The organism is Streptomyces sp. RLA012, from assembly GCF_056270325.1.
Genome location: NZ_JBWDPA010000002.1, coordinates 2,600,308 through 2,627,297 on the forward strand (window position 1 = coordinate 2,600,308; position 26,990 = coordinate 2,627,297).

Below are 26,990 nucleotides of genomic sequence, written 5' to 3' on the forward strand. Positions count from 1 at the left end.
GCGAGGAACCGGCGTGTGACACCCCCTTGATGCGGCACCGGCTCGAACCTGGTGGATCTGGGCCGGGGGCGGCGCGCACCCGTCGAGCGTGTGGGCGGGGAACTCCTGAGGCGGTGGGCATGAGCTGCCAGGGAGGCTGCGAGGAAGGACTGCGGCGTACTCGCAGCGATGCCGCAGGGGCATAGTCGGGCTCCTACTTCGACGAGCGAATCACTGTGAACACGGGAACCGTTCCGGGTCTGCCCTCAGCCCGCGTATCCAGCTCGGGGGTTGGGGCTGGGCTCACCGACCGCCGATCGGCCTGGGACGGGGCGGAGCCGCCGTAGTACTCCGAGCCGGGGAAAGCCCGCGCGCATGGGGAAGGGCGGCAGCGGTTTCGAGAAGGACTGGAGACTGTAATGCCGGAAGATGCACTGCTGAACGGCGGCGCTCTGCGTCCGGGACCTGGCGGGTCGTGGACGTGGGTATCGGGGATGCAGACCAAGCTTCACCGTTGGGCGGCGGCCGATCCGGGCCGCCGGTTCGATGACTTGTTCAACTTCGTGTACGACCCGGCCACGTTGATCATGGCGTTCGTCCGGGTCGCGGGCAATCAGGGGGCCAACACTCCCGGCGTCGACGGCCTGACGGCCGTTGAGGTCGAGGAGGAGATCGGGGTCCCCGGTTTCCTGGATGATCTGCGGGCCGCCCTCAAGGACGGCTCGTTCCGGCCGCTGCCGGTGCGGGAACGAAAGATCCCCAAGCCGGGTGGGTCGGGAAAGGTCCGCAAGCTGGGCATTCCCACGCTTGCCGACCGGGTCGTCCAAGCAGCGCTGAAACTGGTGCTGGAACCCATCTTTGAGGCCGACTTCGTGCCGGTCTCTTACGGATTCCGGCCCCGGCGCAGGCCGCACGACGCGATCGCCGAGATCCACCACTTCGGCACCCGGGGCTACCGGTGGGTGCTGGACGCGGACATCGAGGCGGCCTTCGACAACCTTTCGCACTCCTTCGTCATGGACCGAGTGCGGACACGCGTCAAGGACAAGCGCGTGCTGGCCCTGGTCAAGGCGTTCCTCAAGGCCGGTGTGCTCACCGAACTCGGTGAGCAGCGCAACACCCATACCGGCACACCCCAGGGCGGCATCCTGTCGCCGTTGATCTTTAACATCGCGCTGTCCGCGCTCGACGAGCACGTGATGGCGCCGTGGAAGGACGGCGGGACGATGTCCACCCGGGGAAAGCGAACCTACCGGCACTCCCGTGGCCGGCCGACGTGGCGGATCATCCGTTATGCCGACGACTTCGTGATCTTGGTGCATGGTTCGCGTGAGGACACCGAAGCGCTGCGCGAAGACGTCGCCCGTGTGCTGGCCACCATGGGGCTGCGGCTGTCACCAGCCAAAACCCAGGTGGTCCACATGAGTGACGGGTTCAGCTTCCTCGGCTTCCGTATCCGGTGGAAACGCAAGAGGGGGACGAACAAGTGGTACGTCTACACCTTCATCGATGCCCGGCCCGTCCGGACGTTGAAGGCGAAGATCCGTGCCCTGACGCACAAGACATCGCAGTGGGACCTCGCATCGACCCTGACCCGGCTGGGCCAGATCATGCGAGGCTGGGCCAACTACTTCAAACATGCCGTGGCGAAACGGACCTTCAGCAAACTGGACGACTTCACGTTCTGGAGACTCGCCCACCTGCTGAGAGCCCGCCACGGCTGGAGCTGGGGACAACTCCGCCGCCATCTGACCGCCGCCACCGGGCGCTGGCGGATCGCAGCGGACGGGATTGAGTTCTTCCGGATCGAGAAGGTGGCGGTCACCCGCTACACCTACCGGGGCAACAAGATCCCAACCCCTTGGCCTGCCACTGCCTGACGGCTGACACCGTGGAGAGCCCGTTACCGAGAGATCGGTACGGCGGGTTCGGCGAGCGGTCCGGGGAAACGGACCGGGAGCAATCCCGGCACCGCGCCCCGGGCCGACTCAACAAGCGGATGCGGCGGAGGCCGGCCTTGCGGAGGAGTGTGGTGAAGGTGCGGGTGAGGTTGGTCGGGCCGATCGGCCTGCCCTGGGGAGTGGTGAAGACGTGCCCGTTGTGCTGCCACGTGGTGCCTGCGGCCTCACGCTCGTGCTGCTGCTGTTCGTGGTGGTGCTTCAGCGACTGGAGGCAGCGGGCGGGGAGGGCGATGCGGCGCTCGGAGGCCCGGGTCTTGGTGGGCAGTGTGGTGAGTCCGCCTGCGCTGGTGCGCTGAAGGGTGCGACGGATTGCGGCGGTGCCCGAGCCGAGGTCGAGGTCTTCCCAGTGCAGGCCGAGGAGTTCGCCCTTGCGGAGTCCGGTGTGGAGGGCGAGTTCGAACAGCGCGTGCAACCGGTGTCCACGCGTGGTCGTGAGGAACTGGCGGGCCTCGTCGGCGGTGAGGGGCTCGAAGCGGCGGGGTCGGGGCGTGCCGGTGCGGACGTTGCGGGCGACGTTGCGCGGGATCTCTTCCTCGCGGACGGCGTGCTCCAGGGCGGACTTGAGTACGGAGTGGATGTACGTGAGCGTCAGTGGGGAGAGCCGCTTGGAGCAGCATGCTCCGGCGGCGCAGCAGCGGGGCTGATCGCGGTCGGCGTCGATGCCGCGTGAGCAGCACTGGCAGGTGGTGCGGAGCTGGTTGAGCCAGGTGCGGACGTCCTTGGCGGTGATCTTGGTGAGCCTCTTCTTGCCCAGGCCGGGGATCAGGTACCGGTCGACGCAGGCGGCGTATCGCGTGTGGGTGTTCTCGCGGAGCTGATGTACGGCGATGTTCTCCAGCCAGTACGTCAGATACGCGGCCACGCTGCCCTGAGCGGAAGGGACGGGGAGGCCGCGGTTGCTGGCGGCGATCTTCTCGGTGAGCTTGGCCAGAGCCTCCTTGCGGGTGGTGCCGTAGACGCGGACGCGCTTGCGGGTGTTCCCGGGGGCGAGGACGTATCCGGCGGCTTCCCAGCGGCCGTCCTTGCGCTGGTAGACAGTGCCGTCGCCGTTGGCGCGCACACGGCGAGAGGCGGGGGTGTCGCGGGGCGTGGTCATCAGGCGGCGGCTTCCTGTTCGAGTCGGGTGGTGATGAGGGAGTCGAGCGCGGGGGCGGGGATGCGGCGGGCGCGGCCGAGGGTGATGGAGGGGAGTTGCCGGGTGCGGATGAGGTCGTAGACAGCGGTGCGGCCGAGTTGGAGGCGTTCCATGACCTGGGGGACGGTGAGGAGTTCGGTGCCGGCGGTCACGCGAGGGCCCCCGTCCGGACAGTGCTGGTCAGCCGATGAGTGGCGTAGCCGACCGGGTGACCGGCGGACTGACCGGCGCGGTCACCTCGGCGCTCCGAGTGGCGGGTTCGGGTCGGTTGCTCGGGCCGGGTCTGCCGTTTTGCGGCCAGGAGGTCGGCGAGGTGTTCGAGTTCGGGCAGGAGGCCGGTTCCGGCGAACTGCCAGTGGGAGATGACCAGCGTCGTGTCCGAAGCCACGCGCTGACCGGCGATGTTGCGGTGACCGGCGGCCAGGTCAGTGAGGTGTCCGGCGTCGTCGCTGACCTGACTGCCGTCCGTCTGGCCGGTCTGCGTCTCAGCCGACGCCGGGGTTGGGGTCTGGGTGTCGGGTCGGCCGGTTCGCCAGGCGGTGCGTTCGGCTCGCAGGTGGGCGAGGGTGGTGGAGTAGTGGCGGGTGCGGGTGGAGAAGTGGCCGCGGAAGCCGAGCATGTGGGCCCATTGACGCAGGCGGAGGTGGGCGTGCCGGCGGTTGGTCGCGAGGTGCCAGGCGGTGTGGATCATGCGGCGGGCGTGGTCGGTGATGTCGTACTTGTGCAGCTCGGCGAGGAAGCGGAGGCGGCGGTCGAGGGTGCCAGTGGTGGTCTCGGCGCCCTTGGTGGCGTACTTGGCGATGTAGGCGGCGACGTGCCGGTCGGTGACCGGGCCGCCGCCGGTGAAGTCGGCGCCGCGGATCGCCCGGACGTCGATCTGCCGCCCGAACCGGAACACCAACCGCCCCGCCCGATCTGAGTCTTGGGGCGGGGATGCGGGGATGTCCCCAGCGGACTGCGGTCGCTTCGGCGGTTCGCCCTCATGCGCGACGCGGGTGCGTGCGGCGGCGGCAACGGCGCGGTCGAGGAGCCGGGTGGTGGCCCACGCGGGCGGGGTGCTGGTGGGGCCGGTGGGTCCGTCGAGGCGGATGACGGCGTGGAAGTGGACCTGGCCCCGTTTCTGGTACTCGGCGACCTTGGCGTACGAGAGGGTGGCGTGATCGCGCAGGGCCCGCTGCGTGAGCCCTGCAGCCTTGGCGATCTCCCGCCGTAGGTGGGTGGTGAAGCGGGCCCACAGGGCCGGGGCGTGCGCCCGGGCCCACAGGGCCGGGGCGTGCGCGTTCCACAGGACCGTGCCCGCGTAGTCGTACCGCTCGGGGTCGAGCGGCGTGCCAAGGAGCGGGTCGTCGTCGGGGTGGACTTGGCCGCAGTGACAGCGACTGGTGTCGGGCTGGTTGTGGACGGGGCCGAAGCCGGGTGCGGTGAGGGTGGCGAAGATGCGGGGGTGTGCGGCGACACCTGCCGGGACGGTCTTGCCGCCGCGGAGTCCGGCGGCGATGAGTTGGTAGGTGTCGTAGCGGTAGACGGTGGAGGAGGCGGGGCAGCGGGTGGCGCGGCGGTTGCCGCAGCGGATCAGCAGTTCGCCCGCCGGGAGTTGGCCGGAGTCGAGGTGGTCGAAGATCTCGCCGGTCGCGCTGTCGAGTCGGGTGCGGTGGCCGGTGAGGCGGATCGGGTGCGCGCAGCCGCCGAGTCCGTTTATCTGTCGTGCGAGGGCTGCGAGTTGGCCGGTGGCGGCGAGCTTCGCCAGCTTGGCGGTGAGCCGGGCGCGACGCTCCAGCGCCCGCCCTGCCGCCGCAGAGGCGGTGACGTCCGCCGGGTAGGTCGGCGTCGTGAACGCCGACGACGGACGCGAGGCGGTTGGAACGGTCGCGGGATACGAGAGTTGAAGCTGTGCGGGCATGCGGAAAGAGGCCTTTCGGCGGGAGCGCGGAAGCGGTACGGCGCGGGATGGCGTGGGCAGGCCGAAGTGATCGGCTCACAGGGGAACGGGGCGCCTCAGAGTTGGGCGCGGGGGCCGGACCAGTGAGGGCTGGTCGGCGGGGCGCGGTGGTGATCACCGGCGAGTGCGTGACGTTAACATCGCCCCACTGGCGCATTCAAGTGCATCCCTCCTCATTCCTTTCTGTGGGCGGTGGGACGCGGGTAGTGTGGGGCCGGTTTCCCGGTTTGGCCGGGCCGGATTGTGCTGGTAGAGGGCGTGGAAAGCGGGGGTGACCGGGCGTGGTGGCGGCGAGGCGCGGGCGCAGGCCGGCGGGTGGCGGGGTACCGCTGACGTTCGAGGTCGTCGCCGAGACCGTGCGCGAGCGGATCCGCTCCGGCGGGCTGCGGCCGGGGGACGCGCTGCCGACGCAAGCCATGCTGATGCAGGAGTTTGGGGCGTCGAGCCTGACCGTGCAGAAGGCTATGGCCCTGCTGAAACAGGACGGGTGGGCGGTCTCCCGCCCCGGCAAGGGTGCCTTCGTCGCCCACCGCGACCACGGCGTAGACGATGCTGATGACCTAGACAGCCCGGAGGCGACCGCACTCGTCAGCGGGGCGGCGGCCCGCGTCGAGGCGTTGGAACGGGCACTGGCCGATGCCGTCGAGCAGATCGCCGACCTTTGCGCTCGTGTCGAGGCGCTGGAGTCGGGCGGCGGCGGGCGGGGCCGCTGACCCGCCGTGCCGGGCGGCCCGGGGCGGCCCGGGGCGGCCCGGGGTGTCGAGTCTCAGTTGATGGTTGACGGGTTGGCGTCGGGTGATGCTTGACGTCTGCCCTAGACGATCTTCCGGCGGTTGTGTTCGCCGGACTTGCGGACGACCACCTCCTTCCTGGTGACACGCGGGACGGTGGTGATCAGCTCGGGGCCGTGGAAGACGCGGATGACGTCCTCGGCCAGGTGGGCGGTGATGACCTGGTGGGCGTAGCCGCGGCCGAGCTGGATGCGCTGTCCGGCGACCATGAACCCGCCGACGCTGCTGACGGTCCGCTCGGTGACCTGTTCGGCGGGCGGTGGCAGCTGGGGAGGCGGCCCGGCCGGACGGCTTCCTTGCAGCCGCCCGCAGGCCGAGGCCGGCAGTGGGCTGGGCAGGGTGGCCTGCAGGACACGCTGCTCGTCGAGGACCTGGAGGACCCTGCCGTCGAGGCGGAGGGTGACCCGTTGTCCGGCGAACGGCCAGCCGATCAGGACCTTGTCGCCTGCCAGGCCGACGTAGCCGACGGCATTCACGGTGCGGTCCACCTCCACCGCCCCCTTCGTGTCCCTGGCCGGTCCGGGTTCCTCCGCCCAGGGTCCGGCGGGCCGGGCATCTCCGCCTGCCAGCAGGGCTTTGAGGTCACGGCCGGACAGCTTCGAAGGCAGTGTCTTGTGCCGGCCGCCGCCGATCAGGACGTGCAGCCGGTTCACGTCGATCCGCAGGGTCACCGTGGTGCCGGCCAGGGCCGGGCCGAACCAGATCTGCTGCCCGCGCAGGCTCAGGTTGCCCGAAGCGGGAACCACCCGCTCCAGCTCGATCACACCCGCTTCGCCTTCGGTCATCGGCCAGGCCCGCGGCACCGTCTCCGGTGGTGGTTCCGCCGAGGCCGGGGCGGATACCGGGTCGAGGCGGACGGGCAGCACCACCGGCAGGGCATCCTGCTCGGACCGCGGCCGGGGGACGAAGCGGCTGGCCGGGACGGCCATCTCCAGGGACTGATGGGGCCGCATCCCGTTGTAGTCCTCCAGCCAGGAATCCACCGTCGCCTGCGCGGTGGCCAGGTCGGCGAACGGATCACGCTGGTCGAGGAGTTCACGCCGCAGGGTCTGGTGGAAGCGTTCGATCTTCCCGGTGGTGGTCGGGGACTGCGGTCGCGTGAGCCGGTGGGTGATGCCGTTCTCCCGGCAGATCCGGTCGAACATCGCCTCTCCCGGCTTGCCGGGACTGAAGCGGGCGGTGAACTGCTTGCCGTTGTCGGTCAGCACCTCCTCGGGCACTCCGAACCGCACCAGCGCCTCCCCGAAGGCCGAACAGACCGCCCGGGCCGTGGCCCGCTGCACCACCTTCGCGATCACCATGAACCGCGAGTGGTCGTCGATCCCGGTGACCACCTTGCACTCGCTGCCATCCGCCAGCAGGAGGCCGCCGACGATGTCCATCTGCCACAGTTCCATCGCCGTCGACCGCTCCCACCTGCGGTAATCCGACCGGCGCCGACGACGGACCCCCGGCTCGATCAGACCGTTACGGATCAGAACCCGATAGACCGTCGCCCGAGACGGCGTCGGTGTGATGCCCCTGCGTTCCAGTTCGTGCACCAGCCTGCGCGGACCCCAGCCGGGATGTCGGCGCCGCAGTTCACAGACCACCGCCTCCACCTCTCCGGCGATCCGGTGCGGACACGAAGCCGGCCGGTGCGACCGGTCCGCCAGCCCCGGCAGACCGGATTGCTCGTACTTGCGCACCCATGAGTGCACCGACTGCCTCGACACCCCATACCGGGCCGCGACTTGAGTGACCGCAACCCCCGCGGCAACCTCCATCACCGCGTGATACCGCTGCTCGACCACGCTCAACTCCACCAGCACGGCCCCAGCCCTCCCTGCACGCGCCGATACGACGCACACAGCCAAGCCGAGGCAAGCGGTGTCAAGCATCAGGTGAAGCCACAACGTCAAGCATCAACCGAGACAAGACACGGGGCGGCCCGGGGCGTGCGTTCAGATTTTCTCTACGAGGTTCAAGGCGGGCCTCGCCCGCATTGGCTGACCGCCGTCGCCGACAAGCCCGCCGTTCGCTCGGAAGGCCGGCCGCCCCGGCAAGGGAACGGTCCAGGACTGCGAGAGCGGCAACCGGCCAGATTGCCGGGATGACCGGAACCGGGCTCCTGGCGGGTCGGGTAGCCGGAGCGCATTGCTGCGCCCCGGCCCCCTCAGAACCGGACGTGCGACTTTCATCGCATCCGGCTCAAGCAAGCCCCGAGGGCATCACCCGAACGGGCTACCTCTGAGTCCGCTTGCTGTCACCCGCATGATGCTGGCGGTGGCACTCGGTGTGTACCAGGCGAAGGTTGGTTCGTTGGTCCGTGCCGCCGTCTCGGCGGTAAACGAAGTGATGCTTGTTGAGCATCTTCTTCGACGCCGCGAACCATTCAATCCACTCCCGTGGGCTGTCCGGTTCGTATTCGGCTCCGCTGATCAACGCCTGTCGGCAGAGCGGGCATACGCCCTTCTGCCGGGCCGCCAGGTACAAGCTGGTCTTGTCCATCGGCGGAGGCGTTTTCAGGCGGCGACGGGCCTGCCAGTACCCCGCAAGGGACGGATCGTCCGGCGATGCGGCCCCCTTCACCGGGATGTATCTGGCGTGGCGGACCCAGGCATACTTGGAGAGATAGGCACCCGTATGCCGGTCACCGAAAACCCACTTATCCTGCCGGGCCTTGTTGAACCTGCCGAAATAGTGGTTCTTGATCCACAGCCCCGAGCGGTTCTCGTGGCCGCGCTTCGCCCACTTGTAGAGGAGCTTGAACATGTAGTAGTCCATCGAGTTGAACGCTCGATTACAGGCCACGCCCCGGTAGTAGGCGGTCCATCCCCGAACGATCGGGACGAACTTGGCCAGCACGGCGAGGGAGTTGGCGCCGCGCAAGCGCAGCATTTCCTCCCGGAGCCGTCTCCGGAGCTTTTTGCAAGCCTCTCTACTCGGCCTGATGGACAGGCTTTCGCCGTGCCGCTGCACGGTGAATCCCAGAAAGTCGAACCCCTCGTCGAGGTGTACGACCCGAGTCTTCGCCTCGTTGAAGCAGAGACCTCTGGGAGCAAGCCAGTCCGTCAGTTCCTTCTTGACCCGGTATGCCTCTTCCTCGGTGTGGCACAGGACCACGAAGTCGTCGGCGTATCGGATCAATACGGGTACTCCGGAGGCGGTGCAGCCCTTTCGGGCCTTGTTCCGCTCGTATCGGAATCCCGCTGCCTGCTCCATCCCGTGGAGCGCGATGTTCAGCAGCAAGGGGCTGATGACACCGCCCTGTGGAGTTCCCTCCACGGTCGGTGCCCATCGCCCGTTCTCCATCACGCCGGCCCGCAGCCATCCGCGGATCAGGTCCCTGGCGGGGAACTGCCCGATCATGGCGTTCAGGTGGTCGTGACTGATTCGGTCGAAGGCCCCTTCCAGGTCGGCATCCAGCGCCCAGCGGCGCTTGGCCAGCTTTCCTCGGGCCGAGGCCCGGATGGCCGCGATGGCGTCCTGACAGCTGCGACCAGGGCGGAACCCGTAGGATCTCGCCTCGAATCGCGCCTCCCACTCGGGCTCCAGCGCGTTCTTCACGCGGGCCTGGAGCACCCGGTCACCGATGACCGGGATGCCGAGCGGGCGCTGCTTCCCGTTGGCTTTGGGGATGTACACACGCTTCACCGGCAGGGCTCTCCAGGGGCGTGCCGACCGATGGGTCTCGGTCGCCAACCGTGCCCTCGCCTCAGGGGTGAGGGCACGTTTCCCGTCGATTCCGGCCGTTTTTCGTCCACTGCTCTGCTGGGTTACCCGCTTCACGCTGACGAGCGTGTTGCTGTGGCTTCGCAGCATGAGCTTCTGCAAGTTACGGACCCTTTTGTGGTCCCCTTCCCGCGATGCCTTGAAGATCCGCTGCCTCAGCCGCCGTACGTTCTCCCCGCATGTGGCCCAGTCGATGCCGTGCCAGTCGAGTTTCCCGTCCTCTGGTCCGTTCACCTCGGGCGCAAGGGCAGTTGCTCCTGCCACTGTGGTGCTCATCCACGCCTCCGGCATCCAACTTGTCCTTCGGTTCCGGCGTCCTTGCGTTGGGGCTTCAAAGGCTCACCTGACCCACGTCGGCGCCCTTTCGGGCCGGGTCACCAGTACCCGTATCCGGCGGGTTATGCCCAGAGGCGCGTGAAGTCGGCCGCTCCTCGGTGTTCCCCTGGCCTTTCGGCCTACCGGCGTTCGCTTCTTGGGTCATCCTGTTCCAGCTGGGGACTTGGGCCTTCCTTGCGGTCGGCTTACCGGTCGATTCCGGACCCCAACAGGGTTTCCGTGTTCCACACGCTGAAGTTGCGGCTGGGGTGGGCGCCCCCTCTGTCCCGTGGCCGACGGTGTCCCACAACCGGCGTTGCTTGCGCCGGATGCCGTCTGCGCCTCGCAGCGCGGGCCACTCCCTGCCGAATGCAAACCATCTGCAGGGTCGATATGACGAGACATTTACCAGGGGTTCACGCGAGTTCGCCCGTCCAGCCTTCCCCTCACCTGTGGCATCTCGATGGCCGAGTTGCCCTTGGGCTTGAACGCTCAGCTTCACACCCTGCCGTTTCCAGCAACGCATGTGAGCGCGGGGACAGATTTGAGACACTAATCCGGAGGATTTGTCGTGCCTGAACCTCTTCACGAGACGGACCTCACTTCAGAACGTGCGGCCTCACGTCGCACAGCAAGTTGTCGCCCACGACCGTCCTACGGCCGGATCGCAGGCACATGGCCGACCAGGGGGCCGACCCTCACGCCCGCCGCCGGACTCGCCGAGGGCGGTGGTCGGCGTTGCCTCCGGCGGGGGCGAAGCTCCCGGCCGCCCGTCGGGGGCCGACTCCTCCCGCCCCGGCCCCGCGCCGCCAGACTGGGCGACGCACCAGCCCGGCCGTACGCTGCCTCTCCCGCTCGGGCCCGATCCTGCCGAAAGAAGCCGACCCTGCGCCGCCTCGGCAGGTTGCCGCTGGTTTGCGGGCGGCGCCGTGGCATCAGGACGAAGGGGGGAGTGCGGGGGTGTGCGACGCTGGAGTGGCTGCGGTCGCGGCGACGGCACACGACCTGAACTACGTATTCGCGCTCTCGCACCCCGTGCCATATATCATCGGCGATATGGACAGTGGGCGGTACTCGATCGAGATCGAGCCGGAGGTGCGGCTGTGGCTGGAGAACATTCCCGCCCATCACTACAAGCAGGCCGAACGCGTCGCCGACCTGCTCGCCGAGCAGCCCACCATCCTCGACGAACCGCACTCCCGCCATCTGGGCGGCAAGCTCCGTGAGCTGCGCTTCCGCCTGGGCGATGCCCATCAGCGGATCACCTACTGGCTGGCGCCCGGCCGACGTGTCGTGCTGCTCACCGTGTTCCGCAAGACCAAGATGCGCGAGCAGGCCGAAGTGGACCGTGCCCACGCCGCACAGCGATTGTGCGAGGCAGAGCATGAAGCCGCCGCTGAGCACGACCTCTACAGCCGCAACCTCAAGGAGAACCGATGAACCACAGCGAATGGAGGACCCGTCGCCACCGCCAGTTGCTGGGCGAGCACCTGGACGCTGACCCCGAGTACGACCGGGTCTACGAAGAGGCCGGCCTGGCCATGACGTTGGGCAAGGCCGTCTACGACCGGCGTAAGCAGCTGGGTCTGAGCGAGGCTGATCTCGCCGAGCGCATGCACGTCGGCGTCGATGACATCGAAGGCATCGAGACGGCCACCGAGCTGCCGCCCATCGCGGTCATCATGCGCCTGGCCCGCGCACTGGACCTCACGGTGGACGTGCACCTCGCCGGCGGAGACGAGCCCACCGTCACCATCGTCGCCCCAGCGGCCTGAGGCGGGGAGGAACCATGCAGGACCCGCCTTCCGCGCTCGGACGTGAGCTCGGGCAACTCGTCCACGACCGGCGCATCGAGCTCGGGCTGTCCCAGGCCGAGCTGGCCGAGCGGTGCGGGATGAAGCAGCCGCAGATCTCCCGCTTCGAAGGCGGCGGGACCGTGCCCACGCTTCCCCTCCTGCGCCGCCTGGCTCAGGCTCTCGGCGCCGACCTGACCATCAGCCTCACCCCGCACGACAAAGCCGCTTGACACGCATTCGGAATTCCTGGAATTCCCCAGGCGGTGTAGACCACTGACGGCAGTAGTGACGGCAACACCAGCAGACTCCAGCGCACGAGCACGAACATCCGGCGACTGTCAAATCTCCCGCTGACCAGCAAACTTGCAGGTAGGAGCGGCCTGGCCTGCACACGTACTATGTGCTGGCGGGCGAGACGCCGGTGCTCGTGCACAATTCAGGCGGCGATTGGTGTACCCCCGAGGAACGCATCGAAGATGCTTCGGACATCGGTAATGGGCACGCGGGAAGCAAGCATGCCGGTGACTTTCCGGGGCATTCTCCCAAGGATATCGGAGACCTCACCCGGGATGTGATGCAAAACCCGGCACGTACTAAGCCGCTGGGTGGTGGGCGAAGAGCATACCAGGGGAAGGATGGGTCCACGATCGTGATTCACGACCCGATGCATCCAGATGGCGGTACTATCTTCCGTCGAGATCCGGGAACAATTGACGATTACTGGGACGGGTTGAACTGATGCCTGAAATTCCTGCAGTGGCGAGTGACCTGCTCACCGTGGACGAGGTCGCCTGGCTGCGGCGCGCACTCCTGGAATGGGGTGGTCCGGCTCGATGCGGCGATGAGCTCGCTATTGGTATGGGGTTCGAAGGTGTGCAGGATCTGCTCGACCAATGCGGCAGGTTGCGTGCCGCACTCGGAAACGGTATTCCGATAGCCCCGGTTGATTGGGCGCGCGTATTGTTGGCCGCAGAGATTGTCTTTGTTAGCGATCTTGCGGGTTCGGGGTACGAATGGTCGACGACCACCGGATTTAGCGACGAGTCGAGCATTCGAATTCTGCGTGCAATCCAGCTCAAGTTGGCCAGAGTGGTAAGGCCTTACTTTGGAAAGCGGCCGAGTGTGTGAGAATTGCCAGGTTGCATTTCCGGTGAACGAAGGGTCCGTCAAAGAACCCTGCGGTCGTTTGACGGGAACGGTGACGGCAACGTCAGCGGACAACGGCTGCGGTGGGCGGGCCGCCGGGGGCGTCGGTCGGGCCGAGGACGTTGCCGAGAGTGTCGATGGCCTGGCGCTGGAGTCGGAGCCGGACGTGGGCGTAGACGCCGGCGGTGACGCCGATCTGGGCGTGGCCGAGGAGTTCCTTGATGACGACGAGGTCGACGCCCTGTTCCAGGAGCAGGGTCGCGGTCGAGTGCCGGAGATCGTGAAAGCGGATCGTCCGGAGCCCTGCGCCGTGAAGGAGGCGGCGGAAGCGGCGGGTGAGGTTGGTGGGGTCGAGTGGCTGGCCGTTGGGGGTGGTGAAGACGAGCCCGTTGTCCGTCCAGTCCGGTCCGGCTGCCTGGCACTCTTCTCGCTGCTGTTCCTGGTGGATCTTGAGGGAGTTGATGCACTCGGTGGGGAGGGCGATGCGGCGTTCGGAGGCGAGTGTCTTGGTGTGCAGGATGGTCAGGCCCTGGGTGCGGGTGCGCTGGAGGGAGCGGTGGATGGTGGCGGTGCCGCTGTCCAGGTCGAGGTCTTCACAGCGCAGGCCGAGGAGTTCGCCTGTGTGAAGTCCGGCGTGGAGAGCAAGTTCGAACAGGGCGTGCAGTCGGCGGTCGCGTGCGGATCGCTCGCGGTCAAAGCATTACCGGACGTCAGTACAACCTCTTACTGATGGCCGGGACTTTCCACGCCGAATTATGATATTTTGGAGCGGGAAATGCCTGAAGCGCTCACTGAACTTTCAGTAACTGGCAGGCATCCGATGGATGAGAGTTGATGACGGAAAAGATGAGAGAATTCATGGACGGGTCTGCGGGATTAACCCTGGTTGCGGTCGCGGCAAGCTCGCTGTTGCTGACCACGGGGTGTGGTGGGCACGACCCGAAAGCGGGCAAGCCCTCGGCGTCAGGGGGGAAGACTTCTGCGGCCGCGAGGCCGGCTGCCTCCGGTGGGACGGCGGCGCTGACGCGGAAGCAACTTGAGAGCGCTGCGGTCAAGAGCGGCGATGTGCCGGGCTTCGAAGTGGCCGTTCCGAAGTCGCCGTCCGGTCCCATCGGCGGGGCGCGCATGGTGGCTGACAAACCGGCCTGTCAGCCCGTCGCCGACGCGCTGAGTGAAACCGGAGCCGTCAAGCCGGTCGCGACCGTGGAGCGCAGTGCGGCTGCGAAGAACCTTTCCGGGGTCATGGTGCGTGTTCGTCTCGCCTCGTATGCCGGCGGGGACACCGACAAGGTTATGGCCAACTTGTCGAACGCGGTCTCCGACTGCAAGGGCTTCACAGGTTCCAGCGGCAATGACAATGAGCGCGTGGGGGTGGCGAATTATGACGACTACCTCACGGCTCAGAGTTCCGTCGGCCTCCGGCTGACGACGAAGGTCGGAAAGCAGACGCTGCCCCTCTATCTGGATGTCGGCCGTGTGGGAAACACGGTGGAGTACTTCGTGACCTTCAATGTCACCGGAGACGACCCCGTCGTCGGCTCTACTGAGGTGGAGATCCCGCAAACCGTCAAGCTTACGACCGCGGACCGCTGACACCAGCCGAGAAGAGTGACGGTCCGCAGCGCTGCTCCGCGAAGCCTCTTCCGCCGCTCCCTCAGCCCGGCCCTGTGTTGGACACCGGGGCTCCGGCCACGGCGTTCACCGCCGCGGTTCGGCAGGGCGACGGCAGTGAGGGCCCGGTGAAGGTGGTCGTCTTCCGCAAGGGCGCCACGCTCGGGTACTTCACCACGATCAACACCGCGCACATGCTCGCGGGCAAGGACTTCGGCCTTCCGATCGAACCCGGCCAATGCCCAGGTCGCCAAGCTGGGTTGGTCGTCAGACCGCGGGCGTGGTGAGTCTGCCCCTCTTTATGCCGTGGAGGAGTTGGGCGAGAGGGGTGGGCGTGGTGGTGAGGTGCGTGCCGGGAGTGTCGCTCTCACGGAGGTGGATGGAGCGGGTGGCGGTGGTGGCCAGCTCCACGCAGGTGTTGCCGTCGCCGCCATCGGAGAACGTGGACTTCTGCCAGTGCAGGGTCTGGGTCATGGAAACGCCTCACAGTTCCTTTGACAGACGGTGGATGAAGTCCCGCGACGCCGCTGGGTCCAGCGACGCCTTTTCCACCCTACGGAACAGTGTTCGAAGGCGCTTCAGTTGGGGCTCGGCGTCGATGAACGCGGTGCCCGTCGGGGCATCGCGCAAGCCGGTGTCCAGTTGGGGCACCGGGCCGCCGGTGTACATCATGGAGGCTCCGGCCCCGGCGAAGCCGTCCTGGTCGGTGGGGATGATCCGTACGGCGGCGTGGCCTCGCTCGATCCTGTCCAGGATTTGGCGGAGTTGGGCGCGGGCGACCGGCCGATCGGAGACGCGGATGCGCAGGGCGACTTCGTGGATGATCGTTTCGTACGGAGTGGGGGCGTCGCCCTCGATCGCGACGCTTCGCCGCATGCGGTGCTCCACGCGAGGTTCCAACTCGCTCTCGGGCAGCCCCGGGACCATGTACGAGTAGATCGCCCGGGCATAGTCAGGGGTCTGCAGGAGTCCCGGCACATGAGTGGTCACGACCTCGCGAAGGAACGTCGCGTGGTGCTCCAACTCGGCGACATCCAGGAACACCGGCGGCAGCACCCCTCGGTACTCCTCCCACCAGCCCCGAGTCCGGTCGGCCGCCATGGACGTGAGGGCTTCGACCAACGCCTCGTCCGTGCAGGCGTAATGGGCGGCGAGACGGCGCACGCGTTCCGCGCTCACGCCGGCGACCCCGGACTCGATCTGACTGATCTGGACGGAATCGGCGCCGAGTAGCGCGGCTGCCTCCCGGGCCTTCATGCCCGTCGCCTCACGCAGTTTGCGCAGTTCAGCACCCAGCCGCACCCTGCGGGCCGTGAGATGCCTCTTTGGCGGCATGACTGCCTCCTCGTCCCAACTGCCCCGTGTGTGTACCTCGTTCGGGGGTCAGAATACGGCAGTAAGTTGCGCATTCCTAAAGTTAGGAAATACCGTCGGTGACGCGACGCGCACGCTGCGAAACCCCGGGGCACCGGAAGCGCACCGCTCCGTCACGCCATGACGCCTGCGGCACAGCCACCGCCCGGTCCGCTCAACTCCCCTTCCCTCGAACGGAGTTCACCCATGCCCGAAACCTCCGCCGAACCCTGGGAGTACATGATGTACATCCCCCACGACCTCCGCGCCGTCACCGTCAGTCGTCGTACCGTCCGCCTGATCCTCACCCTGCACGGCCTGATCCGCCTCACCGACGTCGCGGAGCTGATCGCGGCCGAGCTGGTCTCCAACGCCGTACGGCACACGAAGGGCCAGGCGGCGCTACGGGTGCAGTGGCGGGCCGGGGTCCTGCGTATCGGCGCCTGGGACGCGGACCCACGGCCCCCGGAGGCGTCCCTGCCGTGGGACCGGCTCGTCGACGCCGAGGAGGGCCGGGGCCTCGCGCTGGTCCGGGCCTGCTCCGACGCGTGGTCGTGGCAGCCGCTGACCAGGCACGGGCAGTGCGGCAAGTACGTGTGGTGCGACCTGGCCGCCGCGTAGCTCGTTGATCACGTCGCACAGGGCGAAGGGCTGATGGTCAGCTCGTCGCACGAGGCGCCGGACTCGCGGAATCGCCGTGGTCAACACGGACTTGACCGAGATCGAGCCGATCGGGGACTTCCCGCAGCCGACACGGTCACGTCTCCGCGCATCCACACCGCGGCCGGGGCCGGCCCCGACGACCCCCTCGGGCCCGGCGACCGAACCCGACAAGCGCAACGCCCGTCAGCCGCCGACCGTACAACCGGCGTTGTTGAGAGTGAAGTCGCGCGCGGCCGAGTTGGCGCCGTGCCAGGAGGCGAGGAAGCCAAAGGTGAAGGTGCCCTTGGCTGCGACGGTCTTGTTGTAGTCGGCGGCGGTGGCCGTGACGTGGGAGTCGTCCTGGCGGTAGGTGCCGTCCCACATCTGGCTGACCCGCTGGCCGTCCTTGAAGGTCCAGCCGAGGCTCCAGGTGACGAGGGCCTTGGTGGAGGTGACGGTGACGGTGGCCTGGAAACCGTCCGGCCACTCGTTGACGATCTCGTACTTCACCTGGCAGTCCGCCGACGCCTTCGTCGTGGCGCCGCTCGTCGGGCCGGTCGTGGCGCTGCTCGTCGCGCCGCTCGTCCCGTCCGTCCTCCCGGCCGGCGACGAGGACTCGCCCTGGGCCTCGGTGTCGGAGTTCGCGGCCGGTCGCGAGGTCGAGTCCGCGGTCGCGGACGACCCCGCTGCCCTCGACGCCGCCGACGAGCCCGCCGGGAAGGAGGAGCCCGGGTCCGCCACGGACCGTCCGTCCGCCGGCTGGCCCTGCGCGGTCGCGCCGTCGCCCCCCGCGCCGCCGAAGGGCATCAGCGACACCGTGAGCGCCAGTGCGGACACGATGACGGCCCCGACCAGGATGCCGGTCCTGCCGATCCGGGGCCGGGCCTGCTTGCCCTCGGTCAGGCCCGTGTCGACGGCCGCGTCCGTACGTCCGCCGGCCAGGCCCGCCTCCGCGGCCCGGCGGCGCCGCTCCAGGTACGCGAGGCCGCCCCAGCCGATCACACCGCCCGCGAGCGCTGACGGCAGCCCGCCGCCGTGCAGCCGCAGACACGCGGCCGCCTCGGCGCACTCCACGCAGCGCGCCATGTGCCGCGAGAGGTCCCCCGGCGTCTCGGCGCCGGACGAACGGGTGACCGCGTCGAGGAGCCGCGCGTAGCTGCGGCAGTCGGCGTACATCGGCGTGTCGAGGTGGTTGCGGAGGCAGCGGTCCCGGAACAGCGCCCGTACCTGGGCGAGTTCCGTCGCCGCGTCCGCCGGATCGAGGCCGAGCCGCCGGGCCACGGCGGGCAGCGGCAGCGATTCGACCTCCGCCAGCCACAGCAGCACGGCGTCCGGCTCCTGCATGTCCCTGAGGCCGCGCAGCGCGAGCGGGCGGTGCAGCGGCGGGCCTATGTAACGGGCGGCCATCTCGGAGTGGAGCCACAGCCGCAGGTCGGGGTCGAGGCGGTGGCCCAGCCCGTTCGCCTCCCAGGTGGCGGCCGCGGTCCGGACCGAGCTCAGCAGCAGGGGGATGCGGGGCAGTCTGGGGGCCCTGCGGCCGGTACCGGTATGCTTCGATGCCGCCGTGGCGGCTCGCAGTTCATCGATGCCGTGCGTGAACGCCTCGGTCGCCAGCTGTGTCGCCGCGGCCGAACCGGACGTGCACAGATCGGCGTACGACAGGACCGCGTCCCAGCATTCCGAGAGCAGTGCGGCCTCGGCGGCGTTCTGGGGGGTCGGCAGGTCGGGCATGGGGGGCTCCTGCATCAACTGCTTCCATGAGCAACGTCAAGCAACGTACGCAAGGTCAGGCAAGATTGGACAAAGTCGATGTCAACTCACCTTCTACGCAAGGGAGTTGAGGCCGTCTCAACGACGGGGCCCGAGCCTTTCACGGTTTCCGCACAACTGACAAGCGAGGTATTCAATTACGGGGCAAGCGGTTGCCCACAGTGCGACACGCCGCTCGGTGACCGCACAGGGCCTCCCCCCGTAGTACGGAAGGGAGGCCGAGAAGTGTCGATCACCGCCACGTTCACAGTGACCCCGGCATTCACGGAAGTCACGAAACTCACGGAACTCACCGAAGTCATGGAACTTACGGAAGTCACCGAAGTCGTGGAATTTACGGAGCCTGCGGACCGGCTCCCTGCGCCACCGTGGGTTCCTGGGCCGGGAGGCTGTCCATGAAGGAGCTCACCGAGAAGACCGCGTTGCCCGGGCCGGGCGGGCCGTATCCCGGCGGGGAGGAGAGACCGAAGTCCTCCATGGTGGAGCGGTAGGCCTCCAGCAGCCGGATGTGGTACTCCAGCGGTGCGCCCTGCGGGTTGGCCTTGCCGAGCGGGGTCGTCGGCTCCGGGCACCAGGTGGTGAAGCGGGGCGTGATGCCGTGCGACATGAAGAAGCGCAGCCCCTCGGTCGTCGACGCGATGGCCTCGTCGACCGTGGTGAAGCCGAAGGGTTCCGCCATCTCCACGCCCGCCACGAAGTTGGGGATCACATTGCGCGCGCCGAAGACCTCGGCGGAGTCGAGGATGCGCCGGTGCCACTCGTCGCGGCCGACATAGCGCTCCTTGCCGGGGCAGTACAGCTCGAAGAGCCGCCGGTCCCACACCTCGTAGTTGGGGTGGTAGATCTGCACCCCGTAGTCCTTGAACCGCTGTACGTCGTCCCGCGGCAGCGCCTGCGCGACGACCTTGCCGATCCACCGCCCCGGGAAACGCTCCTCAATGGCCTTGGCGTAGTGCCCGTAGAAGTCGGCCTCGTCGCGCCCCTGCAGCTTGGAGGTGATCGCGCCGCCGGTGAGGGTGTACGCGGTGGACACCTTCGCCGTGTCGTACCGGTCGATGATCTCCAGCGCTTCGAGGACCTCCTCGACGTCCTTCACTCCGGTGTACGGGCGTCCCGCCGCCTTGTGCTGGCGCCAGTTGTGGTTGATGTCGCAGTACTGGCACTCCTCCTTGGCACCGAAGTACTGGCAGACGCGGAAGACGGTGAGGTAGACGAGATACCCCCACTGGATCGTCGGGGCCACCTCCATCACGGACTTCCCGTTGGAGAGCGTGTGCCGGTAGTACTCGGGCATCGGCGGCACCCCGACGTCGGAGATCCGCCTGCCGTCGAGGTAGAGCCCGAGCATCCCGTCCTCGTCGGAGGCGACGCGATAGGGCGAGGCGGGATTGACCCGTACGGACACGACGGTACGGCGCAGGTCGTACGGCCCGCCGGTGAGGATGATCTCCTCGGGCGGGCGCCGGAGTGCGGCCTCGCCCAGTTCGGGCAGGGTGCCGTGGTCGAAGGAGAAGATGAAGTACGACTTCGGCTTGACGTCACCGGCCTCGTTGTCGGAGAGCGCCGACTCGTCGAAGGCCACACCCCCACGGAGCAGGTCCTCCTTGAAGACGGCTTCCCGCGGTACGTGCGGGAACCGCTCCATCAGATCCTCGACCAGCGTGGTGCGGCTGGCGCCCATACCGTTCTCCTCGCTCCCGACGTGCGCCGGACCCGGGCCCGGCTCCACGCCCGGCTCCGTGCTCGGCTCTCCGCTCAGTTCTCTACTCAGTACTCAGTACTCGGTGCTCTGCTCAGTACTCAGTACTCTGCTCAGCTCCGCGTTCGACTCCTCACGGTATGCCCCTGCCTGTGCGTCAGCCGTGCCGGGTCCCCTCACGCCGGGCGATCCGCCCGGCCGGGGCCCGGACGGGGCCGAGTCGACCGGTCCCGTCGGCCTCCGGGCGGGTGACCTCCGGGTAGCCTCCCGCGGCCGGCGGCGAACCATCGCGCCCGCCTCCCGCCATGTTCCCGGCACCGGCCGCCGCCCTCTGCCGCGGGCCTCCCCGCGCCGCAGACCTCCCCATAGAGTCACGCCCGTGACCTCGACACCCGTACCGCTCCACCACTCGGCCCACCCCGGCACCGCCCCCGCACTTCTCCTCGTCCACGGCTGGGGCGGCGACGGCGACGACTGGGCGCCCTCGCTTCCGTACTGGCACCACCGGGTGATCGTCCCCGATCTGCGCGGGCACGGGCGGTCACCGAAGCCCGGTACCGGTTACGCCGCCGGGGACTTCGCCGACGACCTCGCCGCGCTGCTGCGCCGGCTCGGCACCGGGCCGGTCGTCGCGGTCGGTCACTCGATGGGCGGCCAGGCGGTGACGGCGCTGGCGGTCGAACACCCCCATCTCGTACGGGGATTGGTGGTCGTCGATCCGGCGTACGGGGCCGACGAGGCGGAGGCCGCGCGCATCCCGGGAGAGCAGGAGGAACTCCGCGGGGAGGGTGCGCAGTGGGCGGCGCGCTTCGTCGAGGAGACGTTCCGGGCCGGGGCGCACGACGAACTCCGCGCACGCCAGCGGCAGTTGATGGCCCAGATGGATCCGGACGTGCTGGCCCAGTGCCGCGACGGCATGTACCTGAACCCGGACTCCTTCGGCCTGCGCCCCGCCACCGTCGCGTACCTCGCGCGACGCAAGTGCCCCGTACTGAGCGTCTGTTCCACGCCGGCGGCGGCCGACTTCGAGCGCGCGACCCTGACGGATCCGAGGTCACGGGTGGCGGTGTTCCGGGGAGCCGGACACTTCCTGCACGAGGAGCGCCCGCGGGAGTTCGTGGAACTGACGGAGGGGTGGGTGGCCGACTGGGACGGGTAGGGGGACTGGGCGGGACGGGTAGGGGCAGCGGGACGGATAGAGGCAGCTGGGCGGGACGGGTAGGGGCAGCTGGGCGGCTCGGGCAGGGGCGGCGGAGGCGAACCGTCTCCCCCCGACCCTCACCTCACGCCCCCCGCTCCAACCCCACCCGATCCACGCCGAAGGCCAACCCCTCACCCCGGCCGAGCCGTTCGGCCTCCGAGACCACCGCGAGTCCCAGCCGCGCGACCTCGTTTCCCTGGGATCCCGCGAGGTGCGGGGTGATGAAGGCGTTCGGGAGGTCGTAGAGCGGCGAGTCGGCGGGCAGCGGCTCGGGCTCGGTGACGTCGAGGATCGCGCTCAGCCGACCGGCGCGCAGTTCCTCGATGAGCGCGTCGTGGTCGACGAGCGAGCCGCGCGAGGTGTTGATGAGGACGGATCCGGCGGGCATCAGGGCGAGCTCGCGGCGGCCGATCAGATGCCGGGTCTCGGGGGTCTGCGGGGCGTGGACGGTGACGATGTCACTGGCGCGGAGCACCTCGTCGAGCGGCAGCAGCGGGACGCCGAGCGCGGCGGCCCCGGCCTCGTCGACGTAGGGGTCGGTGAGGCTCACCGCCAGGTCGAAGGGGCGCAGCAGTTCGATCAGCCGACGGCCGATGCGCGAAGCTCCGACGACACCGACCCGGCGGCCGAAGTTGCCGATGCCGGGGACGATCGCCCCGCGGGGGAGGACCCGCTCGGCGCGCAGGCGGTCGCGGTGCGCGAAGAGGTCCTTGCCCGCGAGCAGGATCATGGCGAGGGTGTACTCGGCGACGGGCAGGGCGTTGGCAGTGGCCGCCGAGGACACCAGGAGCCCGCGCTCCCAGACCGCCGGTGTGGTGAAGCTCTTGACCGAGCCGGCCGCGTGCAGCACGGCCCGCAGTTTCGGCGCCGCGTCCAGGGTGGCCGCGTCGAGCGGCGGGCACCCCCAGCCGGTGATCAGGATCTCGGTCGCGGCGAGGCCCTCGCGGACTCCCGGCGCCGTGAAGTCCTCGGCCACCACGGCGGGGTCGATGTCCACGAGGTCGCGCAGCCGGGCCATCACCTCCGGCGGAAAGATCTGTGGCACGTTCTCGGCGGTCATGGCGAACATCGCCACGGGACGCTCGGGCAAGGAGTCAACCTTCCGGCTCTATGGCGGCGGCGACGGACGACGACGGACACCCGTGCGGACGACGGCAGACGACGACGGACACCCGTGCGGACGACGGCAGACGACGGTGCAGCCGACGACGGACGGCGATAGCAAGCGCTCTCTATCGAAGCTCCACGGTAGATCCCGTAGCCCGAGAGGGTCAATGGACGGACCGGGTGCAAGGGTGTCCGACCTGTCGGGATAGTTTCCAGCCGTGGCCCCCGCACGGCCGCGCACGGAAACCTACCCGGGGAAGGACGACGGGGATGACAGAGACCCTGACCAACTGGGCCGGCAACATCACCTACACCGCCGAGGAACTGCACCGCCCGCACTCGCTCGACGCGCTCGCGGCGCTGGTCGCGGACAGCGGGCGGGTGCGCGTGCTGGGCAGCGGGCACTCGTTCAACGAGATCGCCGAGCCGGGCGAGGGCGGCGTCCTGCTCTCGCTGACCGCGCTGCCACCGGCCGTGGACGTCGACACGACGGCCCGTACGGTACGGGTCGCGGGCGGGGTCCGGTACGCCGAGCTGGCCCGCCGGGTGCACGAGCACGGGTTCGCCCTGCACAACATGGCCTCCCTCCCGCACATCTCCGTGGCGGGCTCGGTGGCGACCGGCACCCACGGCTCGGGGGTCGCGAACGGCTCGCTCGCCGCCGCCGTGCGCGAGGTCGAGCTGGTCACGGCGGACGGCTCCACGGTGACGATCGGCCGTGACGACCCGCGGTTCGACGGCACCGTGACCTCCCTCGGCGCGCTCGGCGTCGTCACCGCGCTCACCCTCGACCTGGAACCCGACTTCGAGGTGAGCCAGCACGTCTTCACCGAACTCCCCTCGGCGGGGCTGGACTTCGAGACGGTGGCGGCGACGGCGTACAGCGTGAGCCTGTTCACCGACTGGGGGCGGCCGGGCTTCCGGCAGGTGTGGCTCAAGCGGCGCACCGACCAGCCGCTGTCGGACTTCCCGTGGGCCGCGCCCGCCACCGAGGCGATGCACCCGGTGCCGGGCATGCCCGCCGAGAACTGCACCCAGCAGTTCGGGGTGCCGGGACCGTGGCACGAGCGGCTGCCGCACTTCCGGGCGGAGTTCACCCCGAGCAGCGGGGCCGAGCTGCAGTCCGAGTATCTGCTGCCGCGTCCGGACGCGCTCGCGGCGCTGCACGCCCTGGACGCGATCCGGGGGAGCATCGCGCCGTTGCTGCAGGTCTGCGAGGTGCGGACGGTCGCCGCCGACCGCCAGTGGCTGAGCCCGGCGTACGGGCGGGACACCGTCGCCCTGCACTTCACCTGGATCGAGGACACGGCGGCCGTGCTCCCGGTGGTGCGGCAGGTCGAGGAGGCGCTGGAGCCGTTCGATCCGCGGCCGCACTGGGGCAAGGTGTTCACCACGCCGGCGGATGTGCTGCGCGGGCGCTATCCGCGGCTGGGCGACTTCCGGGCCCTGGTCGACTCCCTGGACCCGGCGGGCAAGTTCACCAACGCGTTCGTACGGAATGTGCTGGATTCCTGACCCGCGGAGGCAAGCCCCGGGGGTACTTTCTCCAGCCCCTTTCCTAACCCCTTGTCGAAAGTCCTTGCCAGGCCATAGCCTTGCGCCGCGCCGGGGCCGCCGAGTCCCGCTGTGCGGTACGGAGGACAGGGGTGGCAAAGCAGGCGAAGCGGACGTCACGCGACATCCGCACCGCGAACCGCTACGAGGTGCTGCGCCAGATCATCGCCGCGTCTCCCACCTCCCGGCAGGAGCTGGCGGCCGCCACCGGGCTCAGTCTGGCCACGGTCGCCACGCTCGTCGGTGAGCTGCTCGATCTCGGGATGCTGACCGAGGTCGGGTTCGAGGACTCCGCGGGGGGCCGCCCCCGGGGACTCGTGGCCGTCAACGCGTCGGGGGGCGCGTTGATCGGCGTCGACATCGCGGAGACATATGTCCGCGTGGAGCTGTTCGACCTGGCGCTGAACGTGCTGGCCCGCGCCACCGAGGACATGCGCCCCGGCGAGAGCCGCCCGGAGCAGGTCGTCGGGCATGTCGCCGCGGCGGTCGGCTCGGTGGTCGCGCAGGCCGGCGTCGAGGGCGCCCGCGTTCTCGGCGTCGGGGTCAGTGTGCCGGGCCAGGTGGACCGCGACACCGGGATCTCCGAGTACGCGCCGAACTGGGACTGGCACGACGTGCCGCTGCTCGACCTGCTCGCCGAGCACATCGCCTACCCGCTCCACCTGGACAATCCACTGCGCGCCTGCACGGTCGCCGAGCTGTGGTTCGGCGCGGCGCGCGGACGTGGGGACGCCGTCGTGGTCAACCTCGGCACCGGGGTCGGCGCCGGGCTCGCGCTCGGCGGCGGACTGCACCGCGGGGTCAGCAACAGCGCGGGTGAGTGGGGCCACACGACGCTGGTGCTTGACGGGCGGCCGTGCCACTGCGGCAACCACGGCTGTGTGGAGACCTATGTCGGGGCGCCCGGGATCATGCTGAATCTGCGGGAGTCGAGCCCCGAGAGCCCGCTGCTGCACCCCGAGGACCAGACCGCCACCATCGACGCGCTGTCCCGCGGGGTCGCCGCGAACGACCCGGTGGCGCTCAAAGTGGTCCGGGACACCGCCCGTTACCTCGGCGCGAGCATCGCCGACCTGGTCAACCTCCTCAACCCCGAGGTGGTCGTGCTCAGCAGCTGGGTCGCCGCCACGCTCGGCGAACCGCTGCTGCGCGAGGTGCGCGAGGCCGTCGCCCGGCACGCGCTGCACCGGCCGCTGGCCGCCACCCAGATCGTCCTCTCCCCCATCCCCACCGACCCGGTCTGTCTGGGCGCCGCGACCTTCGCCCTGGAGGGCGCCCTCAACCCGGTGGGCCGGCGACCCGCGGGCGGCAGGACCGCTCCGCGTCGCACCACCACGGGCACCACCACGCCCCGCACCACCCCCGCAAGGAGCCGTACCGCACCACCTTCATGACGACGGAAGGGATGCACATGACTCACCCCGCTCACCCCCGCAGACAGTCACTCCTGGTCGGCGCCGCCGCAGCGCTCACCCTCCCCCTGACCCTCGGGTCCGCCCCACCGGCCGGAGCCACGGACCCCACGGCCACCACCCCCGCAGCCGCCGAAGTCTCCCCGTACGCGGCCCAGACCATCGACGACATCGGCGCCTCCGGCGCCTGGTGGGTCAACGACCTCCAGCACTTCTCCCCCGCCGTCCAGGCGCGGGTGGCGGCGCTCCTCTTCTCCTCCAAGGGCCTCGACCTCAGCTCCTACCGCTACAACATCGGCGGCGGTGGCACGGCGGTCACCACCCCCGCCCGCGCCCCCGAGGACTTCCTGAAGGCCGACGGAACGTACGACTGGAGCAAGGACAAGGGCGGCCGTACGTTCCTCGGCTACGCGGCGAAGTACGGCGTCGAGGACCTGATCGGCTTCGTCAACAGCGCGCCCGCCCGGTGGACGACCAACGCGCAGAGCTGCGGCGGTCAGCTGAAGGCGGAGAACACGGCCGACTTCGCGAAGTACGTCGCGGACGTCACCGACCACTTCGCCCGGCGGGGCGCGAAGCTGGACTACATCAGCCCCTTCAACGAGCCGAACAACGACTTCGCGAGCTGCGGCCAGGAGGGCATGCTCGTCCCTGTCGCCCAACGCGACGACATCGTCCGGGCACTGGGCGCCGAGCAGACGGCCCGGCACCAGAAGACCGGGATCATCGCCGACGAGTCCAGCAGCACGGTGAGCTTCAACACCGAGGTCCCGCAGTGGATCTCGCAGCCGGGCACGGCCCCGTACGTGTCGAAGCTCGCCCATCACACGTACAACAATCCCGGCGACGACCAGCTGGCGAAGATCAACGAGACGTCGAAGTCGGTGGGCAGACAGCCCTGGGCGACGGAGATCTGCTGCTTCGGAAACGGCGGCACGGGGTGGGCCCAGGAGTACGACCCGACCATCGAGGGCGGCCTGAACCTGTCGCGGATCATGTACAAGGACTTCGCGACCGCCCATGACTCGGCGTTCCAGTGGTGGACGGCCCTGTCCAGCATGGTCGGCACCGATCCGCTCGCCAAGAACGCCGAGGGCTGGAACGACGGGCTCGTCTACTACGACCCCGACTACGCGGCCAACGGCAACCAGACGCTCTACATGACCAAGCGCTACTACACGCTCGGTCAGTACAGCAGGTTCGTGAAGCCGGGCGCGGTCGCGCACAACGTCACGGGCGCGCCGAGCGGCGTCGAGGTCAGCTCGTACGAGAGCAAGGGCAAGTGGGTGGTCGTGGTCAACAACCACAACACCACCGACACCGCGCTGAACCTGCACTTCAACAGCGGGACGCCGGTGCGGGCGCGCCAGGCCGTCCGCACCTCCGCCACCGAGAACTGGGCCTCGGTCGCCAGGCCCTCCGTGCGCGGCGCCACCGCCTCCACCACGCTCGCCGCGCGTTCCGTCACGACGTACGTCTTCGACCGGAAGGGCCACGGCGGCTCGGCCCTCACGGGTGCCTGGAAGGGTCAGCAGTCGGGCAAGTGCCTGACCGCGGACACATCGGGGGCCGCGATCGGCACCTGCACCGGTGCGGACGCGCAGAACTGGTCGTACGACGCCTCCGGAACGCTTCTGGGCGCGGGCGGGTGCCTGACCGCGGGGAGTTCGGGCCCGGCGGCCGCGGAGTGCGCCGGCACGGCGGATCAGCGGTGGCAGCTCAACGCCAATGGCCAGATCGTGAGCGAGGCGGTCGGGAAGTGTCTGGACGTGAGCGGCCGGGCGACGGCCGACGGCAGCAAGGTCATCGTCTACAGCTGCAACGGCGGGACCAACGAGGCCTGGTTCCGCCAGTGAATCCGGAGG

At 69.1% G+C, this 26,990-nt stretch carries 23 protein-coding genes and 2 pseudogenes; 14 read left to right on the top strand and 11 right to left on the bottom strand.

Going from position 1 to position 26,990, the window contains the following annotated elements; genetic code table 11:
- Nucleotides 1-473 precede the first annotated feature (473 nt).
- Nucleotides 474-1,859 carry a group II intron reverse transcriptase/maturase gene (gene ltrA / locus RV986_RS12100; protein WP_475917391.1) on the top strand — a complete coding sequence of 462 codons (1,386 nt, stop codon included), beginning with the start codon at nucleotides 474-476 and terminating at the stop codon, nucleotides 1,857-1,859.
- Here ltrA (RV986_RS12100) and RV986_RS12105 read toward each other — a convergent pair.
- From RV986_RS12105 to RV986_RS12115, 3 genes are read right to left on the bottom strand one after another with little or no spacing between them, the layout of a single operon-like run.
- A complete protein-coding gene (locus RV986_RS12105) occupies nucleotides 1,801-3,036 on the bottom strand; it encodes a site-specific integrase (RefSeq protein ID WP_475917392.1) in 1,236 nt (411 codons plus the stop codon). The genes ltrA (RV986_RS12100) and RV986_RS12105 overlap by 59 nt on opposite strands.
- Nucleotides 3,036-3,227, bottom strand: a complete 192-nt coding sequence (locus tag RV986_RS12110; protein WP_155058002.1) for a helix-turn-helix domain-containing protein — start codon at nucleotides 3,225-3,227, stop codon at nucleotides 3,036-3,038. The genes RV986_RS12105 and RV986_RS12110 overlap by 1 nt, the downstream gene beginning before the upstream one ends.
- Nucleotides 3,224-4,975 carry a replication initiator gene (locus RV986_RS12115; RefSeq protein ID WP_475917393.1) on the bottom strand — a complete coding sequence of 584 codons (1,752 nt, stop codon included), beginning with the start codon at nucleotides 4,973-4,975 and terminating at the stop codon, nucleotides 3,224-3,226. The genes RV986_RS12110 and RV986_RS12115 overlap by 4 nt, the downstream gene beginning before the upstream one ends.
- A gap of 320 nt (nucleotides 4,976-5,295) precedes the next feature.
- Between RV986_RS12115 and RV986_RS12120 the strand changes: the two genes are divergently transcribed.
- The gene (locus tag RV986_RS12120) at nucleotides 5,296-5,727 is read left to right on the top strand and encodes a winged helix-turn-helix domain-containing protein (RefSeq protein ID WP_475917394.1); all 432 of its coding nucleotides are present in this window, start codon (nucleotides 5,296-5,298) and stop codon (nucleotides 5,725-5,727) included.
- Nucleotides 5,728-5,828: 101 nt separating this feature from the next.
- On the opposite strand, the gene RV986_RS12125 is transcribed toward RV986_RS12120, so the two are convergent.
- The gene (locus RV986_RS12125; RefSeq protein ID WP_475924259.1) at nucleotides 5,829-7,604 is read right to left on the bottom strand and encodes an IS481 family transposase; all 1,776 of its coding nucleotides are present in this window, start codon (nucleotides 7,602-7,604) and stop codon (nucleotides 5,829-5,831) included.
- Nucleotides 7,605-8,028: 424 nt separating this feature from the next.
- Nucleotides 8,029-9,795 (bottom strand): group II intron reverse transcriptase/maturase, encoded by a 1,767-nt coding sequence (gene ltrA, locus RV986_RS12130; protein ID WP_475917395.1) that lies wholly within the window; start codon nucleotides 9,793-9,795, stop codon nucleotides 8,029-8,031.
- Nucleotides 9,796-10,890: 1,095 nt separating this feature from the next.
- On the opposite strand from ltrA (RV986_RS12130), the gene RV986_RS12135 reads away from it, so the two are divergent.
- The 5 genes and pseudogenes from RV986_RS12135 to RV986_RS12155 all read left to right on the top strand — a co-directional run bounded on the left by RV986_RS12135 (nucleotide 10,891) and on the right by RV986_RS12155 (nucleotide 12,758).
- A complete protein-coding gene (locus RV986_RS12135; RefSeq protein ID WP_475917396.1) occupies nucleotides 10,891-11,274 on the top strand; it encodes a type II toxin-antitoxin system RelE/ParE family toxin in 384 nt (127 codons plus the stop codon).
- The gene (locus RV986_RS12140; protein ID WP_200305578.1) at nucleotides 11,271-11,609 is read left to right on the top strand and encodes a helix-turn-helix domain-containing protein; all 339 of its coding nucleotides are present in this window, start codon (nucleotides 11,271-11,273) and stop codon (nucleotides 11,607-11,609) included. Before RV986_RS12135 ends, RV986_RS12140 begins: the two co-directional genes overlap by 4 nt.
- 35 nt (nucleotides 11,610-11,644) lie before the next feature.
- Nucleotides 11,645-11,860 (top strand): annotated as a pseudogene (locus RV986_RS12145) (helix-turn-helix domain-containing protein); the annotation flags it as partial.
- Between the two features lie 170 nt (nucleotides 11,861-12,030).
- On the top strand, nucleotides 12,031-12,369 hold the full coding sequence (locus tag RV986_RS12150) for a hypothetical protein (protein WP_475917397.1): 339 nt from the start codon (nucleotides 12,031-12,033) through the stop codon (nucleotides 12,367-12,369).
- Nucleotides 12,369-12,758 carry a hypothetical protein gene (locus RV986_RS12155; RefSeq protein WP_475917398.1) on the top strand — a complete coding sequence of 130 codons (390 nt, stop codon included), beginning with the start codon at nucleotides 12,369-12,371 and terminating at the stop codon, nucleotides 12,756-12,758. The genes RV986_RS12150 and RV986_RS12155 overlap by 1 nt, the downstream gene beginning before the upstream one ends.
- A gap of 82 nt (nucleotides 12,759-12,840) precedes the next feature.
- Here the strand turns inward: RV986_RS12155 and RV986_RS12160 are convergent.
- Nucleotides 12,841-13,458: pseudogene (locus tag RV986_RS12160) on the bottom strand (tyrosine-type recombinase/integrase); the annotation flags it as partial.
- A 152-nt stretch (nucleotides 13,459-13,610) separates the two neighbouring features.
- On the opposite strand from RV986_RS12160, the gene RV986_RS12165 reads away from it, so the two are divergent.
- Nucleotides 13,611-14,369: a hypothetical protein gene (locus RV986_RS12165; protein WP_475917399.1), complete on the top strand. Its 759-nt coding sequence runs from the start codon at nucleotides 13,611-13,613 to the stop codon at nucleotides 14,367-14,369.
- A gap of 74 nt (nucleotides 14,370-14,443) precedes the next feature.
- Entirely contained in the window at nucleotides 14,444-14,674 is a 231-nt protein-coding gene (locus RV986_RS12170) for a hypothetical protein (protein ID WP_475917400.1), read from the top strand.
- Here RV986_RS12170 and RV986_RS12175 read toward each other — a convergent pair.
- On the bottom strand, nucleotides 14,655-14,861 hold the full coding sequence (locus RV986_RS12175; protein ID WP_475917401.1) for a DUF397 domain-containing protein: 207 nt from the start codon (nucleotides 14,859-14,861) through the stop codon (nucleotides 14,655-14,657). The two genes, RV986_RS12170 and RV986_RS12175, sit on opposite strands and share 20 nt — an antisense overlap.
- 9 nt (nucleotides 14,862-14,870) lie before the next feature.
- Nucleotides 14,871-15,722, bottom strand: a complete 852-nt coding sequence (locus tag RV986_RS12180; RefSeq protein WP_475917402.1) for a helix-turn-helix domain-containing protein — start codon at nucleotides 15,720-15,722, stop codon at nucleotides 14,871-14,873.
- Nucleotides 15,723-15,947: 225 nt separating this feature from the next.
- Between RV986_RS12180 and RV986_RS12185 the strand changes: the two genes are divergently transcribed.
- Nucleotides 15,948-16,361, top strand: coding sequence for an ATP-binding protein (locus RV986_RS12185; RefSeq protein WP_475917403.1), 414 nt, complete (start codon nucleotides 15,948-15,950; stop codon nucleotides 16,359-16,361).
- A gap of 225 nt (nucleotides 16,362-16,586) precedes the next feature.
- Here RV986_RS12185 and RV986_RS12190 read toward each other — a convergent pair whose 3' ends face one another.
- On the bottom strand, nucleotides 16,587-18,113 hold the full coding sequence (locus RV986_RS12190) for a cellulose binding domain-containing protein (RefSeq protein ID WP_475917404.1): 1,527 nt from the start codon (nucleotides 18,111-18,113) through the stop codon (nucleotides 16,587-16,589).
- Nucleotides 18,114-18,486: 373 nt separating this feature from the next.
- Complete coding sequence (locus tag RV986_RS12195; RefSeq protein ID WP_475917405.1) at nucleotides 18,487-19,833, bottom strand: radical SAM protein; 1,347 nt, start codon at nucleotides 19,831-19,833, stop codon at nucleotides 18,487-18,489.
- Between the two features lie 397 nt (nucleotides 19,834-20,230).
- Here RV986_RS12195 and RV986_RS12200 point away from each other — a divergent pair, with 397 nt between their 5' ends.
- The gene (locus RV986_RS12200; RefSeq protein WP_475917406.1) at nucleotides 20,231-21,010 is read left to right on the top strand and encodes an alpha/beta fold hydrolase; all 780 of its coding nucleotides are present in this window, start codon (nucleotides 20,231-20,233) and stop codon (nucleotides 21,008-21,010) included.
- A gap of 124 nt (nucleotides 21,011-21,134) precedes the next feature.
- Here RV986_RS12200 and RV986_RS12205 read toward each other — a convergent pair whose 3' ends face one another.
- Nucleotides 21,135-22,142, bottom strand: coding sequence for a hydroxyacid dehydrogenase (locus RV986_RS12205; RefSeq protein WP_475917407.1), 1,008 nt, complete (start codon nucleotides 22,140-22,142; stop codon nucleotides 21,135-21,137).
- 287 nt (nucleotides 22,143-22,429) lie between these two features.
- Between RV986_RS12205 and RV986_RS12210 the strand changes: the two genes are divergently transcribed.
- From RV986_RS12210 to RV986_RS12220, 3 genes are all read left to right on the top strand, one after another.
- A complete protein-coding gene (locus tag RV986_RS12210) occupies nucleotides 22,430-23,674 on the top strand; it encodes an FAD-binding protein (protein ID WP_475917408.1) in 1,245 nt (414 codons plus the stop codon).
- A gap of 131 nt (nucleotides 23,675-23,805) precedes the next feature.
- Complete coding sequence (locus RV986_RS12215) at nucleotides 23,806-25,107, top strand: ROK family transcriptional regulator (protein ID WP_475917409.1); 1,302 nt, start codon at nucleotides 23,806-23,808, stop codon at nucleotides 25,105-25,107.
- Nucleotides 25,108-25,118: 11 nt separating this feature from the next.
- Nucleotides 25,119-26,981 carry a glycoside hydrolase gene (locus tag RV986_RS12220; RefSeq protein ID WP_475917410.1) on the top strand — a complete coding sequence of 621 codons (1,863 nt, stop codon included), beginning with the start codon at nucleotides 25,119-25,121 and terminating at the stop codon, nucleotides 26,979-26,981.
- Nucleotides 26,982-26,990: the final 9 nt, after the last annotated feature.

Excerpts from the sequence above, each read along its gene's own strand:
- ltrA (WP_475917391.1), top strand. The coding sequence starts at position 474 with ATGCAGACCAAGCTTCACCGTTGGGCGGCGGCCGATCCGGGCCGCCGG.
- RV986_RS12105 (WP_475917392.1), bottom strand. The coding sequence starts at position 3,036 with ATGACCACGCCCCGCGACACCCCCGCCTCTCGCCGTGTGCGCGCCAAC.
- RV986_RS12115 (WP_475917393.1), bottom strand. The coding sequence starts at position 4,975 with ATGCCCGCACAGCTTCAACTCTCGTATCCCGCGACCGTTCCAACCGCC.
- ltrA (WP_475917395.1), bottom strand. The coding sequence starts at position 9,795 with ATGAGCACCACAGTGGCAGGAGCAACTGCCCTTGCGCCCGAGGTGAAC.
- RV986_RS12135 (WP_475917396.1), top strand. The coding sequence starts at position 10,891 with ATGGACAGTGGGCGGTACTCGATCGAGATCGAGCCGGAGGTGCGGCTG.
- RV986_RS12140 (WP_200305578.1), top strand. The coding sequence starts at position 11,271 with ATGAACCACAGCGAATGGAGGACCCGTCGCCACCGCCAGTTGCTGGGC.
- RV986_RS12155 (WP_475917398.1), top strand. The coding sequence starts at position 12,369 with ATGCCTGAAATTCCTGCAGTGGCGAGTGACCTGCTCACCGTGGACGAG.
- RV986_RS12165 (WP_475917399.1), top strand. The coding sequence starts at position 13,611 with ATGACGGAAAAGATGAGAGAATTCATGGACGGGTCTGCGGGATTAACC.
- RV986_RS12175 (WP_475917401.1), bottom strand. The coding sequence starts at position 14,861 with ATGACCCAGACCCTGCACTGGCAGAAGTCCACGTTCTCCGATGGCGGC.
- RV986_RS12180 (WP_475917402.1), bottom strand. The coding sequence starts at position 15,722 with ATGCCGCCAAAGAGGCATCTCACGGCCCGCAGGGTGCGGCTGGGTGCT.
- RV986_RS12185 (WP_475917403.1), top strand. The coding sequence starts at position 15,948 with ATGCCCGAAACCTCCGCCGAACCCTGGGAGTACATGATGTACATCCCC.
- RV986_RS12190 (WP_475917404.1), bottom strand. The coding sequence starts at position 18,113 with ATGCCCGACCTGCCGACCCCCCAGAACGCCGCCGAGGCCGCACTGCTC.
- RV986_RS12195 (WP_475917405.1), bottom strand. The coding sequence starts at position 19,833 with ATGGGCGCCAGCCGCACCACGCTGGTCGAGGATCTGATGGAGCGGTTC.
- RV986_RS12210 (WP_475917408.1), top strand. The coding sequence starts at position 22,430 with ATGACAGAGACCCTGACCAACTGGGCCGGCAACATCACCTACACCGCC.
- RV986_RS12220 (WP_475917410.1), top strand. The coding sequence starts at position 25,119 with ATGCACATGACTCACCCCGCTCACCCCCGCAGACAGTCACTCCTGGTC.